Raw genomic sequence first — 15,546 nt, 5'->3', positions numbered from 1 at the left:
ACCGAGGCCCCGCTCAGACCTGGCTGCGCAGTTTGCGGGCGATCTCCTTCCATTCGGAGCGCCGGGTCCAGCGGCCGCCGACGCATTCGCCGATCCGGCGGCTCCGCTCCTCCAGGCCGCGCAGCCGGACCCGGGGGTCGGCGAAGAGCCGCTCGCAGATCCGGACGTCGCCGCGTTCGACCCCGGCCGTCTCCGGGAGGAGGCTGGCCAGCAGCCACCGGCAGGTCGCGGAGGCGTAGGGAAGCGAGATCTCGTCGAAGAACTTCAACGCCAGGCTGACGTCCCTCGCCGCGTTCACCGGAGCGTCGCGGCCGCCCTCCTTCAGCCTCAGTTCGGCCCGGGCCAGATGCGCGGAACCGAGGAGTTCGGTGTAGGAGGCGCCGTCGTCGGCATGGCAGGCCAGCGACGTGAGCGCCTTGTCCACCAGCTCCCTCGCCCTGGGGAGTTCACCGCGGGCGATGGAGATCCGGACCCGGAGGATCAGGAGTTCGTGATACTCGCGGGTGCGGTCCTGGGGAAGATAGGTGACGGCCTGGCCCGCCAGCTTGTTCGCCCGTTTCAAGGCCGAGCGCCGCCGGTCGAGGCGGTACTGGGTGAACCAGACACAGGCGAGGACGGTGCGGCAGGCCCCGTATTCGTCGCCGGCGGGATCCAGCGCGTGGAACATCGCGCTCGCGGCCTTGGCACAGTCCACCGCCTGGACCAGGTGGTGCCTGCGGGCGTCCGCCCGGGAGACCTCGGCCAGCTCGCCGTGCAGGGTCGCCAGCAGCCGCTTGCCGAAGGCGACCATCCAGCCGTCACCGCACTCCTTGGCCAGCCGGATGCCTTCGTCCACAGTGGACATGGCCGCGGCGAGTTGGTGCATGCGGTGCAGATACCAGGCCTGACAGTGCAGGAGCAGCCAGGCCCTGGTCCGCCGGTCGTCGGCCACGAGCGTGCCGTCGGGCAGCGCCCGCAGGCAGCATTCGGCCACCCGTCTCATCGCCTCCGCGTCCCCCGCGGCCTTGACGATCCGCTCGACCGCGGGCAGCGCACGGACGAGATCCGTACGGCTCAAGTCGGCGACGACGCCGAGCCAGTCGTGCACCAGCGCGGGCCCCGCGGCCGAGGACGGCGCGGCCGCCTCGAGGTCCTGCACGAGCGCCAGCTCCTCGCCGACTTCGGGCGGCGGGACCGGCGGCCGTGTCACCGGCGGCACCGGGCCCAAGGCGAGCAACCGGCGGACGATCTGCTCCAGGCCGTCCTCGGTGTCCGCGTCGAACCGGGAGATCACCAGGTTCTTCAGCACGACGGGGGCGAGATCGGCGGAAAAGCCGAGATCGGCGACCGGGATGACCGGGCAGCCACCCGACTCGGTGTGGTCGTAGATCCTGCGCTGCAGGACCCGGCTTTCGAACAGGACACCCTTGCGCGCGGCCGTGCCGTCACCGGCGCCGAACCTCAGCACGTAATCGGGTGACAAGACACAGAGCACCGGATAGGCCGTCACCGAGGTGACTATCCACTCCGGCAGGGAGACGGGATTCCCCTCGGGGAGATCCCGGTCCCAGAGAACGTCGACCCCGCGCTTCCGCAGGGCTTCGGCCAGCGCTTGAGCGACCTTCCTGCCCTCGGTGTCGTGGGCATAGCTGATAAAGACCCTCATCTGGATCCTCCTGGAACGAGGCGACGTCCTGCCGCTTCGTCGGACAAGGCCATTCGCGGCCCGCAGGGTCCTTCGGCGCCGCGGTGTTCCCGGTCCGCTCGGACAGGTGAACGCCGACGGCCACCGGGACGGGGGCAGCCTCCGGAGGCGATGAGGTCGTATGCTGACGATCCGGCAGTACGTCCACGCCTCGCTACGCGGTGAGTCCTGTGGGTATTGCCACTCGGGCGGCTTCTGTGCCAGCAGAAGCCGCCCTTTCACGTTCGGGCTATCTCATTCTTCCTCCAGCCTCGCCAGCGCCTTGTCGATCATGCGCGGGGTCTCTTCCGGCGGCAGGGCCGCCTCTTCGAGCTGGTAGAAGATCTTCAGATACTCTTCGCTCTTGTCGGCCCCGGCGGCTTCGTCGAAGTAGACGTCGCCCGAGGGTTGCTCGACGGTGAGGAAGTAGTCGTTCATCTGGTCGGACAGCTCCATGAGCTGGAACGAGCTCCGCAGGCCCCGCAGGTAGCCCGCCGTGAACGGGAACACCTGCAAGGTGACGTTGGGCTGCTCGGCCACTTCCCGCAGGTGCGCGAGCTGCTTCCGCCAGCCGTCCACGTCGGTGACCCGTCGGTACAGCACCGACTCGTCGATGATGAAGTGGTGCGTGAATTCAAGGTCCTTCAGTCGGCGCTGCCGGATGAGGCGGACTTCGATTCCACGTTCGGTCTCTTCCGGTGTGTTCCGCCCCTTCTCCATCAGGGATCGGATGTACTCGGGGGCCTGGAGCAGCCCGGGCACGAGGAGCAGCTGGAACTGCCGGACGGTCACCGCCGAGGCCTCCAGCCCCAGGAACCGGACGAACTCCGGTTTGAACGCCCGCCGGTACTCGTCCCACCAACCGGGCTGCTTGCTTTCCCTCGCCAGCCGGACGTAGGTCTCGACGCGATCCCGGTCAGTGATGCCGTAGTGCAAGAGCAGGGCCTTCAGATCGGTCGTGGACAGGCCCACCGAGCCGTTCTCGATCCGGATGATCTTCGAAACCGACCAGTCGAGTGCCTCCGCGACCTCCTTCTGCGTGAGCCTCAGCGTGTCGCGGGCCTCCCGCACAGCCGCCAGCAGGCGCCGCTGGCTGGTCACCGGAGTTTGGGCCCTCGTCATGATTTACAGTCCTCCTGAGTTCTCGCAATCTGCCACCTGGCAGAACGGTACCATTCTTTATGACCAGAGTCACATTGACCGGCGCATACCGCGACCTGCCATAAAGTGAGCTGCACTATGCCGCATCGCATGCAGCTACCTGCATGAGTTCCGGTTCACCCCAGGACACGACGAAGCGGCCCCACCGGACAAGGAGGGGCCGCCAGAGGGCGAAACCGATTCAGCTGCCGAGCGAGCCGTCGATGAAGGTTTTCCAAGCGACAGGGGCGAAGCCGAGCATCGGTTCCGGGGCCTTCGAATCCCGGACGAAGACCATGGCACGCGCGACGGCGACCTCGACACAGTCCTTGTCGTCGTTGCTGTATGAACTCTTCACCCACGTCAGCCGCGCGAAATCGGTTTCCGCCGGCAGCCGGTCATCCCACGACGCCACATGTGCCCCCGATCCTCGGCAGGCACGCTCGACCGGGTCGCAGGCGAGACGGTACCTGTCCCCTTGCAGGCCACCGTTCAGGTTAGCGGCGGAGCGTGATCGTCAAACACCGCCGACAGGCGGATTTTCACCTACTGTCGCCACTCGATCGCATGCCGCGCTCACGCTTGGGTGAGTGACTTGTGCACGAGCGCGTCGCACAGCGCGAGCCAGCTCGCCTCGACGATGTTGCCGTGCACGCCGACCGTGGTCCATTCCCGTTCACCGTCGCTGGTCTCGACGAGCACGCGCGTGACGGCGTCGGTGCCCGGATGCCCGGGCAGGATCCGCACCTTGTAATCGGCCAGCTCGACACTGTCCAACCAGGACAGATGCGGGCTGAGTGCCTCGCGCAGGGCGGCGTCGAGCGCGTGCACGGGACCGTTGCCTTCGGCGGTGGCGATCACGCGCCGCCCGGCGACGTGCACCTTCACCGTCGCCTCCGAGACGACCTCGCCGTCGGAGCGGTGGTCCAGTACGACCCGGTACGACTCGAGTTCGAACGGCGGTTCGTCGAGGACATCGCTTTGCGGGCCGTCAGCCTCCCGCCGCAGCAACAGTTCCAGTGAGGCGTCCGCGGCTTCGAAGGACCAGCCCTCGGATTCGAGCTGCTTCACCTTGCGGATGGCGCTCGTCAGCGCTTCGGGCTGGCCGGCAAGGTCGACCCCGAGCTCACGTCCCTTGAGCTCCAGGCTGGCCCTGCCGGCCATCTCGGTGACCAGTACCCGCATGTCATTGCCGACCGAAGCTGGATCGATGTGGTTGTACAGCAACGGATCCACCTTGATCGCGCTCGCGTGCAGTCCCGCCTTGTGGGCGAAGGCCGACGCCCCCACATAAGCCTGGTGGGTGTAGGGGGCGATGTTCGCGATTTCGGCAAGAGCATGGGAGACCCGGGTGAGCTCGGCGGCGCCTCCGGTCGGGAGCACCTCCATGCCGAGCTTGGCCACCAGATTTCCCGTCACGGCGAACAGATCGGCGTTACCCGCCCGTTCGCCGTAACCATTGGCGGTGCACTGGACGTGCGTCACGCCGGCCTGCACGGCGGCGACGGAGTTCGCCACCGCGCAGGAAGTGTCGTCCTGACAATGGATTCCGAGCCGGAATCCCGTCCTTTCCTTGACCTCGCGGACGGTTTCCGCGAGGCCGAGCGGCAACTGGCCGCCGTTGGTGTCACACAGCACGGCGACGTCGGCACCGGCGTTCACCCCCGCGTCGAGCACCTTCAGAGCGGTGTCCGGGGAAAACGCGTAGCCGTCGAAAAAGTGTTCCGCGTCAAGGAAGACGCGACGTCCTTCGCCGACAAGGAACGCGACGGTGTCCCGCACCATCGCGCAGGCTTCGTCGACATCGACCCGCAACGCGCGCTCGATATGACGAAGGTCCGATTTGGCCACCAGCGTGATCACCGGTGCCTGGGAGTCGAGCAGGGCCCGCACCTGCGTGTCCTGCTCCGCCTTCGTACCCGCCTTCCGCGTCGCCCCGAAGGCCACGAGCGCGGCGTGACGGAGTTTCACTTCGCCGGAAGCGGCGCGGGCGAAGAATTCCGTGTCCTTGGGCAGCGCGCCCGGCCATCCGCCTTCGATGAACCCGACCCCGAGGTCGTCGAGCAGCCTCGCCACCGCCAGTTTGTCCGTGACGGAGTAGGAGATCCCCTCACGCTGCGCGCCGTCGCGCAACGTCGTGTCGTAGAGGTGGAATGCGTCGCCGAGCGGGGTGTCGGCGGGCTCCGTGCGAGTCACGGGGAACTCCTCATGGTGGTGGCGAAACGTGTTCAGGCAACAAAAAAACCTCCCGCATGGGTGCGAGAGGTTGCGCGCCGGGGGCTCTTGTGGAGCTGTTATCCGGCGCGCTCGGCGATAATGATGGTGCAGGAGGTCACGAACGCATCATGGCACACGCTCCGCCCGGGCGTCCACAAGCCGGGCTGGTATTCCCACGTGCTGGGAGCGGCGGGCGGGAGCTGAAGGACGCTTTCCCCTCATCACATGCGACGAAGGGGCCCTTCACCGCGTCGCATGCGGTGAAGGGCCCCTTCGGCTCCTTCAGGCCTTCCGGCCGAAGTCGAGCGGTCGTTACTGCGTGACCGTGCGCACGTTGGACGACACGAGCGCCGCCAGCCGGTCACCGATCGCGTGCGTCGCACCGGGCGACGCCTGGTCGCGGGTGGCGAGGTCGAAGGCCACCGAGGCCTCGATCCGCCGCGCCGCTTCCTTCTGTCCCAAGTGGTCCAGCAGCAACGCGACCGAAAGCACCGCGGCGGTCGGGTCGGCGAGACCCTGCCCCGCGATGTCCGGGGCGCTGCCGTGCACCGGCTCGAACATGCTCGGGTTCCGCCGCGTGATGTCGAGGTTCCCGCTCGCCGCGAGCCCGATGCCGCCGGTCACCGCCGCCGCGAGGTCGGTGATGATGTCGCCGAACAGGTTGTCCGTCACCACGACGTCGAACCGGGACGGGTCGGTCACCAGGTGGATGGTCGCGGCGTCCACATGGGAGTAAGCGACCGTCACCTCCGGGTGCTCCAGCGAGACCTCTTCGACGATCCGCGACCACAGCGAACCCGCGTACTCCAGCACGTTCGTCTTGTGCAGCAGCGTCAGGTGCTTACGCGGCCGGGCCTCGGCCCGGTTGAACGCGTCGGTCACGACGCGCCGGACGCCGAACGCCGTGTTGACGCTGACCTCCGTCGCGATCTCGTGCTCGGTGTCCTTGCGCAGCAAGCCACCGTTGCCCGCGTACGGGCCTTCGGTGCCTTCGCGCACGACGACCATGTCGATCTCGCCCGAGTCGGCGAGCGGGCCGCGCACACCCGGGTACAACCGCGCGGGGCGGAGGTTCACATGGTGGTCGAGCTCGAACCGGAGACGCAGCAGCAGCCCGCGCTCCAGAATGCCGCTCGGCACCGTCGGGTCGCCCACCGCGCCCAGCAGGATCGCGTCGTGCTGCCGGAGTTCACCGAGTACGGACTCCGGGAGCAGCTCGCCGGTGGAGTGCCACCGGGCGGCGCCGAGGTCGTAGTTCGTGATCTCCGCCGCCGGGACGACCTCACCGAGCACCTTGAGCGCCTCGGAGACCACTTCGGGCCCGATCCCGTCTCCTGGGATCACCGCGAGCCGCATCCACACACCTCCGTAGACCAGGCCACCGGCAGTCCGGATGGCCCATCCGCAAGAAAACGCCAGCAGCGGAAGGTTACCGGCTGTAGCCCGGTAGCCGTAGCCGCACCACCCTTATGCCGGAACCTCCCACAGAGCGAGACAGCCGAAAGGGTGAAAACAAGAAGGGACGCCCTGGCGAAATGCCTGCCGCCAGGGCGTCCCTCACCTCATCGAACGCGGATTACCGCACCGTGGATCAGCCGACCCCGATCGGCTGACGTCCGGTGTGCCTGCCGCCGTTGCCCGGCCGGTCGACACCGGCGTTGCCGCCACCGGCGTTCGCCTGGATCTTCACCACGTTCGCCCGGTTGCCCGAGGCGTTGTGGTGCTCGATCGCCAGCAGGCCCAGGACGGTGTCCTGCGCGGCCGCGTTGCGGTTGACCACCAGCGCCGTGCCCGGCTTCGCGACGTAGCCCAGCGCGGAGTCGCCACCGCCCTGGACCGAGTACGCGGGAGCCAAGGCGTCGAACGAAAGCGGCGTGCCGACGTAGTCGATCGTCGACGAGCCCGCACCCGGCGCCGCGTAGAACCCGGAGGTCCCGACGGTGTAGCTGATCTTGTGCGACGCGGCGTTCGGGTCGATGCCCAGTGCCGCGATGCTCACCGGCAGCACGACGACGTTGGTGTCGTACACGTTCGTGTCGACGTCGCCGAGCTGGCCGTTGACCGGCTGGATGTCCACCTGCGGGAAGCCCGGCTTGAGCGCCACGGTGACCGCCACGAGGACGTCGGTGGACGTCACCTTGGTCACGTAGGTCTCGAAGTCCGGCTGCCCGTCGCCCGTGGTGTCGATGTCCACGAACGGCGAGGTGTTGCTGCCCATGTTCGCCAGGTCGCTCCAGGTGGTGAGACCGAAGGCCAGCAGCGCGTTCTCGGGCGTGCCCTGCGCCTTGGCCAGCGGAGCCGTCGACGCCGCGCCGACGTAGCGCAGGTCGCCGCCCTTGGCGGTCTGGTTCAGCGTGCAGTCGGTGGTGACGTCGCCGTCGCACTCGGGCAGCTGCGGGGATTCCGCCTGCAGTTCGAGCACGCTGATCAGCGAGCGGTACCGCTGCGGGCCGGTGCCCTGGTCCACGCCCTTGCCGGTCAGGTTCAGCACGGCCTGGTCCTGGCCCGCGCCGAAGTTCACGTTGCCCGGGGTGTTGATGGACGAGACGGGCTTCGGCGCGGAGTACACCGAGAGCCGCAGCGGAACGGTGGTGCCGCTCTTCGGCGTGAACGCGATCCGGCCGGAGGCGTCCGCCACGAACTGCCGGGCGAGGCCGACCTGGGTCGCCATCATGGTCGGGTCCATGACCTTGCGGAGCGCCTTGGGGTCGGCGATCTTCAGGGTCACCTTCACCAGCGCGACACCGCGCGGGCTCAGCTTCACGGTCGGCTTGTCCACTGTGTACTCGACACCGGGGAGCGAGTTCACGGCTTCGTAGCCCACCGAGTACTCGACCGGCTTGATGCCCTTGTTGACCACCTTGACCGTCTTGGTCAGGGTGACCGGGCCGCCCGCTTCCACGGTGCCGAAGTTGACCGTGACGAAGCCGGGGTTGTCGACGACGTAGGCCAGGACCTGGTTGTCCAGCGCGGCCTTCGCGTCGATCCGGCCGCTGCCGACGCGCTGCGGACCGTAGACCCGGCCCGAAGCGTCATGGATGTCGTGACCGGCGGTGTTGATGACCGAGGCCTTGACTTCCTCGACCGACCAGTCCGGGTGCGCCTGACGGATCAGGGCGGTGATACCCGAGGTGTGCGGAGCCGCCATCGACGTCCCGGAGATGACCAGACGGCCCGCTCCGCTGCCTGACAGCGCGGACGAGATCGAGTCACCGGGCGCCGCGACGTCCGGCTTGACGGCCGGGCCACGCCCGCCACGCGAGGTGAACGAGCTCGGGGTATCCACAATGGACTGATCGAAGGTCGGCACGGACACGCGGCCCTTGCCGGTCATGCGGATCTGCAGCGTGCCGGCGGTGGCCGCCGGGCGGATCGAAGCGGTCGCGCTGCCGGTGAACTGGAAGGTCGGCAGGGCCGCGTTACCGGCGATCCCGGCCGAGAAGTGCTCCAGCGTCGAGGTGAACAGCGCGCCCTTGGCGCCGGCCGCCTGCGCGTTGTTCGAGCGGGCGCCCGAACCACAGGCGCGGGTCGCGTCGTTGTCGTCCCATTCGAGCAGGACGATCTTGCCCGCGGCCTTCGCCTTGTCCGCCGCGGAGTACGGCTTGCAGCCGGCGGCGTTCTCGGCGGAGATGGTGACCACCGGCGCGGTGACGTCGAGCGTCTCGTAGGTCGCGTAGTTCTGGCTGAACTGCCCGGTCTTCGCACCCTTGACGCCGTCGGGAGCGACGGCCTCGACGGCGTCGCGCAGGACGGACGCGTCACGGCTGCTGGCGACGGTCAGCGCCTCGGGCGTGTTGCCCGGCGCGCCACCGACGTCGTTGAGGTCGCCGCCGTTGCCCGCGGAGAACACCGGGACGACGTTGTTCGCGGCGATCTTGCGCACGAACAGCGAGTCCGGGTCGTCCGGGGTGGCGAAGTCGCCGCCCAGCGACAGGTTGACCACGTCGAGGTGGTCGGTGAAGTCGCCGTCACCGTCCGGGTCGAGCGACCAGTCCAGCGCCTGTGAGGTGACGTTGGTCGAGCCGTCGCAGCCGAAGACCTTGATCGCGTACAGCAAGGCCTTGGGCGCGGTGCCCGGGCCGATCTGCATCGCTTCGAGCTTCTTCTTGTTCAGCTTCTTGTAGTCACCGGTGAAGGTCTTCCCGGCTTCGTCCACACCGAATCCGGCGACCGTGCCCGCGACGTGCGTGCCGTGGTGGCCGCAGGCGAGCGGGTTGGGGTCCGGCTTCGGGATCTTGAGGGCCGGGTCGTCGCTGCCCGAGTCGTAGGCGTCGCCGACGAGGTCCACGCCGCCGACGACCTTGTCGGTCGGGAACGCCGGGGTGGCCTGGTCGCGGTTGATCGCCTTGTACGCCTCGGCGGTGCCCGGACCGCCGAAGTCGGCGTGGGTGTAGTCGATGCCGTCGTCGATCACGCCGACGCGGATGCCGTCGCCGTAGCGGCCGGTCTGCTGCCACGAGGCGAGCGTGTTGGTCAGTTGGACCGCGCTGGAGTTGGTGCGGGTCTTCGGCACCACCTTCTTGACCGAGACGACGTCCGGGCGCTTCGCCAGCTCGCGGATCTTCGCCGCGTCGGCCGTGACGACCGCGCCCGCGACCGCGTTGGCGGTCTGGGTGACCAGCTGGGTGCCGGCGTCGGCGGCCTTGAGCTGGCCGACGACCGAGTTCACCGTGGCGGCGGCGTCGGCCTTGGCGACCTTCGCGGCCTGCTTGGCCTTCTCCTTGCCGGCGCCCTTGTTCTGCTCGGCGTTGAAGGCGTCGACGGCGGGCTGCTTGGCCAGTTCGACGAAGGCGGTGATCTGGCCCTGAGCGGCCTTGAGCTTCGGTTCGACCTTGCCCTGGAATCCGTTACGGTCGATCTTCGCCGGCTTGACACCGTCCGCGAGGGGGACATCCTGCGCGGAGGCGGTGGCCCCGGTCACGGATGTCGCGAGCAGTGCGGCGAAGACCGCGGCCGATGAGCGGATGGCCCATCGGGGAACGCGGGATCTGTTCATGAGTATGTGCCCTCACTCGAGGCCTTGACTCGGAACCTGCCTGCCGCTCGAACACACCCCCGACGGTGAGCCCCGGCGCCGCGCCGTGCCCTTGACGACGCGATGGTTCGGCCTCGCCGCAAGAACCTATCGGCCCATCCGCCCGACTTCAGTAGGCATTTTTCACCGTTATTGAATCTTGCTCGCGTTCGCGAACCCTGCACCGACAACGACCGCAGTTGGTCGACTAATCGCGACTCTCAACGCGACCAGAGCCGACTCAGCCCAAGGGTCTCCCAAAGGGCGCACCGCGCCCGACGGAGACTTCACCCGTCGCGCGCCCTCTTTTGGGCCGGAGGCCCACGGAAACGTGATGAAGGGGCGCCCTCCGCACACAACGCGAGTTGTGTACGAAACGGCGCCCCTTCGGCACGTTTACGTCAGCGCGCGATCAAAGAGACACCGCGCGGATGGTGTGCGCGCCCACGGTGGCGCCGATCGGCTCCAGCAGGTGCGAGTCCACCGAGCGGTCCACGCGCAGCAGCATGACCGCGTCCGCGCCGTCGGTGGTCTGGCTGATCTGCGCGGCCTCGATGTTGATGCCCGCCTCGCCGAGCAGCGTGCCGACGCGGCCCATGATGCCCGGGCGGTCCGGGTACTCGAGCAGCAGCACGTTGCCCTCGGCGCGCAGGTCGAAGTGACGGCCGTTGACCTCGACCAGCTTCTCGACCTCGTCCTTGCCGGTGACCGAACCGGACACCGAAAGGGTCGCGCCGTCGGGGTAGACCGCGCGGACGGTGACCAGGCTGCGGAACTTGGGGCTTTCGGGCTCGATGACCAGTTCGACCTGGACACCCAGTTCCTCCGCCACCCGCGGCGCGTTCACGAAGGTGACCTGGTCCTCGACGACGCCGGAGAACACGCCGCGCTCGGCCGCGAGCGGCAGCACGCTGACGTCCTCAGTGGACAACTCGCCCTTGACCACGACGGTCACCGAGGCCGGGGCCTTCGGGTTGAGCGCGGTCAGCACCGTGCCGAGCTTCTGGGTGAGCGAGAGGTACGGCCGCACGTGCTCGCCGACCGTGCCGCCGCCCGCGACGTTCACCGCGTCCGGCACGAAATCGCCGCGCAGCGCCAGCAGCACGGACTTCGCGACGTCGGTGCCCGCGCGGTCCTGCGCCTCGGCGGTCGACGCGCCCAGGTGCGGCGTGACGACGACGTTCGGCAGGCCGAACAGCGGGCTCTCGGTGGTGGGCTCGGTGACGAACACGTCGATACCGGCGCCGCCGACGTGGCCGGAGCTGACCGCGTCCGCCAGTGCCTGCTCGTCGATCAGGCCACCGCGCGCGGCGTTGACGATGATGACACCCGGCTTGACCTTCTTGAGCGCCTCGGCGCCGATCAGGCCCTTGGTCTCCGGGGTCTTCGGGAGGTGGATGGAGATCGCGTCGGCGCGCTCCAGCAGCTCGTCCAGCGTGACCAGCTCGATGCCGAGCTGCGCGGCGCGGGCGGCCGAGACGTAGGGGTCGTACGCGATGAGCTTGGTATCGAAGGCGGCGAGCCGCTGCGCGAACAGCTGGCCGATCTTGCCGAGGCCGACCACGCCGATGGTCTTGCCCTGGATCTCGACGCCGGAGTAGGCGCTGCGCTTCCACGCGCCGCCCTGGAGGCTCTGGTCGGCGGCCGGGACGCGGCGGGCGACCGCGAGCAGCAGCGCGACCGCGTGCTCGGCGGCGGAGACGATGTTCGACGTCGGCGCGTTGACCACCAGCACACCGCGTTCGGTGGCGGCGGGGACCTCGACGTTGTCCAGTCCGACGCCGGCGCGGGCGACCACCTTGAGCGAGGTGGTGGCGGCGAGGACCTCGGCGTCGACCTTGGTGGCGGACCGCACGAGCAGCGCGTCCGCCGTCTTCACGGCTTCGAGCAGCGCGGGGCGGTCCGTGCCGTCCACATGCTGGACCTCGACCTCATCGGAGAAGACACTCAGCACGGAAGGCGCGAGCTTCTCGGCGATGAGGACGACGGGCTTGTTCGGCTTGGTCACGATACGGCTCCCACTATCTGGTCTGTGCCTGCGACTCACTGTTGACGGTCACGCCGTTGTGCCCGGTTGCGCCGCAGTTTAGACCTGGTGACAGGGGATTGTTAACTCGCCCGTAATCCGGCGAAAACGAGATCGAGGAGCCGTTCGAGGCGGTTGTCACCCGAAAGGTGTTCGCTGGCCCAGGAAAGCGCGTGCAGCACCACCAGGATTTCGCTGACTGTGACGTCCGCCCGAAGCTCCCCCGCGGCCTTCGCACGTTCCACCAGCTGGGACACCTGATCACGCATGGTGTGACAGGAGGCGTACAGCGGCGACGTCTCGTCGTTGAGGACGTCGACCATCAGCTCGGGCAGCCCGCGGTAGCGCGCCGACTGCTCGCCCATCCCGGTGAGCCAGGCCTTCAGCGCGTTCAGCGGCTCCGGGGAGTCCAGGAGTTCACGGGCCACCGCGGCCTGCGTGTCGAACCCTTCACGGAGCACCGTCTCGATCAGGGCTTCCCGCGTGGGGAAGTGCCGGTAAAGCGTCCCGATTCCGACACCGGCCCGGCGTGCGACCTCCTCCAGCGAGGCCTCGACCCCGTGCGCGGCGAAGGCATGCTTCGCCTCTTCGAGTAGGCGCTCGTAGTTGCGCCGGGCGTCCGCCCGCATCGGCTTCTTGTCGGTGTCCATCGCGCTCCCGAGCCTAGTCTCGACAAATCGGAGGCAGCCTCCGTATAGTCGGCGATATAACCGGAGGCTGCCTCATGTTAGCTGGAGTGACAAGAATGAACCTGATCGAAGAGACCCGGGACCGGCTGGGGCCGGTGGGCGTCTGGCTACCGCTCGGCATGGCCCATCCGGCCCCCGAGGAGGAACTGGCGGCGATCCGGCGGCTGGAAGAGCTGGGCTATCGCACGGTGTGGGCCGGTGAAGGTCCCGGCAGCCGGGAGCTGTTCGCGCACAGCGGCATCACGCTCGCGTCCACCGCGCGGGTGGTGATCGGCACCGGGATCGCCAATATCTGGTCGCGCACCGGACGCACCGCCCACAGCGGCGCGCGGACGCTCGCGCACGCCTTTCCCGGCCGGTTCGTCCTCGGCGTCGGGATCGGGCACGCTTTCCAGGCCGCGAAGTCCGGGGCGGACTACCGGCCCCTCGAACAGACCCGTGAGTACCTCGCGAAAATGGACGAGGCCGCGGCCGAGTTCCCGGCGCCCGTGCCGTTCCCGCGGATCCTCGCCGCCGTCGGCCCGAAGATGCTCGGACTCGCCCGGGACCTGACAGACGGAGCGCATCCGTTCGCCCAGCCCTTCGAGCACACGCCGTACTCCCGCGAGATCCTCGGACCGGACAAGCTGCTCATCCCGACCCATTCGGTCCTGCTCGGCAACCGGGAGCAGGCGCGAGCGAATGTCGCGAACGACATCGCGTTGATGAAGCGGTACGACGTCCCGCACTACTTCAAGGGCTGGAAGCGACTGGGCTATACCGACGCGGACATCGACGGCGTCAGCGACCGGCTTGTGGACGGGCTGGTCGCCTGGGGTGACGAGGAGAGGATCGCTCGGCGGATCAAGGAACTCGTCGACGCCGGCGCAGATACCGTGCTCGTCACTCCCCAAGGGGACGACCTCGCTGCCGTCGTGGACCAGCTGGAACGGCTCGCCCCTGCCTTGACGGCGGTGACGCGATGAGCGTCGGGATCTGGACATTCTCGTTCGACGGCAAGGAAATCGGCGAAGTCCGCGACGCCGCCTCGGAGGTCGAAGAGCTGGGGTTCGACACGTTGTGGTTCGGGGAGTACCTGGGACGCGAGGCCTTCACGCAGGCGGGTCTGCTGCTGGCGGCGACCTCCCGGCTGAAGGTCGCCACCGGGATCGCGCGGTTCGACCAGCGCGAACCGGCCACCGCCGCGGCCGCCGGGCGGACTCTCGCCGAGGCCTATCCCGGCCGGTTCGTCCTCGGGCTGGGCGGGCACCGGCGGGGTACGAAACCACTGGAAGCCATGCGCGGCTACCTCGACGGCATGGACGCTGCCGAACTGTCCACACCGGACTCCCCGCATCGGCGGCTGCTGGCCGCGCTGGGACCGAAGATGCTCGCCCTGGCGGCGGAACGCGCCGACGGGGCACATCCGTACTTCGTCCCGGTCGAGCACACCGCGCGGGCGCGGGAGGTCATGGGACCGTCGGCTTTCCTGGCCGTCGAGCAGGCGGTCGTACTGGGTTCGGACCGGGAACTCGCACGCCAGCACGTGTCGATGTACCTGGAACTGGCGGCCCACCATCAGGCGAACCTGCGGCGGTTCGGCTTCACCGAGGAGGATTACGGCTCGGACGCACTCGTGGACGCGTTGGTCGCCGTGGGCGAAGAAGCGATCTCCGCGCGGATCCAGGCCCATCTGGACGCGGGCGCCGACCACGTCTGCCTTCAGGTGCTGACCGGGGACGACCGGATCCCACTGGCGGAATGGCGGATTCTGTCGGGGGTGGGCGGTAGCGTGCGGAAGCGTGACGTCACCGGCTGAACTCGCCTTCGAACAGGCACGGCAACTGATCGACGCGCGAGACCTCGCCGGGCTCGCGCGCCTGATCGGCGACCTGCCCACCCTCGTCCACGCGCACGGGAAGAACGGGAACGACCTGCTCGGCATGGCCGCCGCGACCCGTGACGAGCGGCTGTGCCGGATCCTGCTCGACCACGGGGCCGATCCGGCGTCGGCCAACGTGCACGGCTGGACGGCGTTGCACCAGGCCGGGTACGTCGGCTCGCAGCTGCTGGTCACGATGCTGCTCGACGCGGGCGCCCCGGTCGGCGTCCCGGCCCGCGGCGACGGCGGGACGCCGCTCGTGGTCGCGCTGTTCTGGGGCCATCGCGAGGCGGCGGAACTGCTGGCCGCGCGTGACCTCGCCCCCGGCAACCTGCGCGTCGCCGCCGGTCTCGGCCGGGCCGGCCTGCTCGACACGGTGCTCGCGCCGGACGGCACGCTCTCCCCGGCGGCGGGCGCGCATCGCGAATTCCACCGGCCGCACAGCGGTTTCCCGGAATGGCGGCCGAGTGACGATCCCGCCGAGATCGTCGACGAGGCGCTCGCGTGGGCCGCGCGGAACGACCGCTCCGACGCGGTGCGGACGCTGGTGGAGCGCGGCGCGAAGGTGGATGCCGACGTCTACCGCGGGACCGCGCTGACCTGGGCCGCCGCCCAGGGGAAGGCCGAGGTGATCGGGACGCTCGCGGAACTGGGCGCGGACGTGAACCGTCAGGGCACCTTCGGCGCGCTTTCCCACGGCGAGGGCGTCACGGCGCTGCATCTGGCCGTGCAGGGCGGGCATGTGGACGCCGTTCGGGCCCTGCTGGCGGCCGGGGCGGATCCTTCGCTCGAAGACTCGTTGTACTCGTCGTCGGCCGTGGGCTGGGCCGAGCATTTCGGGCAGCGGGAGATCTTGGGCCTCGTGAGTGGTAATGGCGGTTAGAACCGTCATTACCACTCACGAGGCGTTGCAGCTGTCCCGATCCTGACGACGCT

The 15,546-nt window shown here is 68.9% G+C and carries 11 protein-coding genes; 3 read left to right on the top strand and 8 right to left on the bottom strand.

Going from position 1 to position 15,546, the window contains the following annotated elements; all coding sequences use genetic code 11:
- Nucleotides 1–13: 13 nt before the first annotated feature.
- The 8 genes from L324_RS05920 to L324_RS05885 form a co-directional block, all read right to left on the bottom strand.
- The gene (locus L324_RS05920) at nt 14–1,645 is read right to left on the bottom strand and encodes a toll/interleukin-1 receptor domain-containing protein (RefSeq protein WP_037304802.1); all 1,632 of its coding nucleotides are present in this window, start codon (nt 1,643–1,645) and stop codon (nt 14–16) included.
- Nucleotides 1,646–1,918: 273 nt separating this feature from the next.
- Nucleotides 1,919–2,785 (bottom strand): helix-turn-helix domain-containing protein, encoded by an 867-nt coding sequence (locus tag L324_RS05915; RefSeq protein WP_081736198.1) that lies wholly within the window; start codon nt 2,783–2,785, stop codon nt 1,919–1,921.
- 220 nt (nt 2,786–3,005) lie between these two features.
- On the bottom strand, nt 3,006–3,218 hold the full coding sequence (locus tag L324_RS05910; protein WP_235783409.1) for a DUF397 domain-containing protein: 213 nt from the start codon (nt 3,216–3,218) through the stop codon (nt 3,006–3,008).
- A 161-nt stretch (nt 3,219–3,379) separates the two neighbouring features.
- A complete protein-coding gene (gene cimA, locus L324_RS05905) occupies nt 3,380–4,999 on the bottom strand; it encodes a citramalate synthase (RefSeq protein ID WP_037304801.1) in 1,620 nt (539 codons plus the stop codon).
- A 333-nt stretch (nt 5,000–5,332) separates the two neighbouring features.
- A complete protein-coding gene (locus L324_RS05900) occupies nt 5,333–6,376 on the bottom strand; it encodes a 3-isopropylmalate dehydrogenase (protein ID WP_037304890.1) in 1,044 nt (347 codons plus the stop codon).
- A gap of 235 nt (nt 6,377–6,611) precedes the next feature.
- Entirely contained in the window at nt 6,612–10,016 is a 3,405-nt protein-coding gene (locus L324_RS05895) for a S8 family serine peptidase (RefSeq protein WP_037304800.1), read from the bottom strand.
- A gap of 430 nt (nt 10,017–10,446) precedes the next feature.
- On the bottom strand, nt 10,447–12,042 hold the full coding sequence (gene serA / locus L324_RS05890) for a phosphoglycerate dehydrogenase (protein ID WP_037304797.1): 1,596 nt from the start codon (nt 12,040–12,042) through the stop codon (nt 10,447–10,449).
- Nucleotides 12,043–12,143: 101 nt separating this feature from the next.
- Nucleotides 12,144–12,710 carry a TetR/AcrR family transcriptional regulator gene (locus tag L324_RS05885; RefSeq protein ID WP_037304796.1) on the bottom strand — a complete coding sequence of 189 codons (567 nt, stop codon included), beginning with the start codon at nt 12,708–12,710 and terminating at the stop codon, nt 12,144–12,146.
- A gap of 95 nt (nt 12,711–12,805) precedes the next feature.
- Between L324_RS05885 and L324_RS05880 the strand changes: the two genes are divergently transcribed.
- The 3 genes from L324_RS05880 to L324_RS05870 are packed head-to-tail and all read left to right on the top strand — an operon-like array spanning nt 12,806 to nt 15,493.
- Entirely contained in the window at nt 12,806–13,714 is a 909-nt protein-coding gene (locus L324_RS05880; RefSeq protein ID WP_037304794.1) for a TIGR03620 family F420-dependent LLM class oxidoreductase, read from the top strand.
- Nucleotides 13,711–14,547, top strand: a complete 837-nt coding sequence (locus L324_RS05875) for a TIGR03620 family F420-dependent LLM class oxidoreductase (RefSeq protein ID WP_037304793.1) — start codon at nt 13,711–13,713, stop codon at nt 14,545–14,547. Before L324_RS05880 ends, L324_RS05875 begins: the two co-directional genes overlap by 4 nt.
- On the top strand, nt 14,531–15,493 hold the full coding sequence (locus tag L324_RS05870) for an ankyrin repeat domain-containing protein (RefSeq protein ID WP_037304792.1): 963 nt from the start codon (nt 14,531–14,533) through the stop codon (nt 15,491–15,493). Before L324_RS05875 ends, L324_RS05870 begins: the two co-directional genes overlap by 17 nt.
- Nucleotides 15,494–15,546 lie beyond the last annotated feature (53 nt).

The organism is Amycolatopsis orientalis DSM 40040 = KCTC 9412 (genome assembly GCF_000478275.1).
Taxonomy (GTDB): Bacteria; Actinomycetota; Actinomycetes; order Mycobacteriales; family Pseudonocardiaceae; genus Amycolatopsis; species Amycolatopsis orientalis.
The sequence above is the reverse complement of the archived record's forward strand: the minus strand, read 5'-3'. Positions and strand labels throughout refer to the sequence as shown.

Coding starts and splice junctions, on each gene's coding strand:
- L324_RS05880 (WP_037304794.1), top strand. CDS start 12,806: ATGAACCTGATCGAAGAGACCCGGGACCGGCTGGGGCCGGTGGGCGTC.
- L324_RS05920 (WP_037304802.1), bottom strand. CDS start 1,645: ATGAGGGTCTTTATCAGCTATGCCCACGACACCGAGGGCAGGAAGGTC.
- L324_RS05895 (WP_037304800.1), bottom strand. CDS start 10,016: ATGAACAGATCCCGCGTTCCCCGATGGGCCATCCGCTCATCGGCCGCG.
- L324_RS05915 (WP_081736198.1), bottom strand. CDS start 2,785: ATGACGAGGGCCCAAACTCCGGTGACCAGCCAGCGGCGCCTGCTGGCG.
- L324_RS05900 (WP_037304890.1), bottom strand. CDS start 6,376: ATGCGGCTCGCGGTGATCCCAGGAGACGGGATCGGGCCCGAAGTGGTC.
- L324_RS05875 (WP_037304793.1), top strand. CDS start 13,711: ATGAGCGTCGGGATCTGGACATTCTCGTTCGACGGCAAGGAAATCGGC.
- L324_RS05885 (WP_037304796.1), bottom strand. CDS start 12,710: ATGGACACCGACAAGAAGCCGATGCGGGCGGACGCCCGGCGCAACTAC.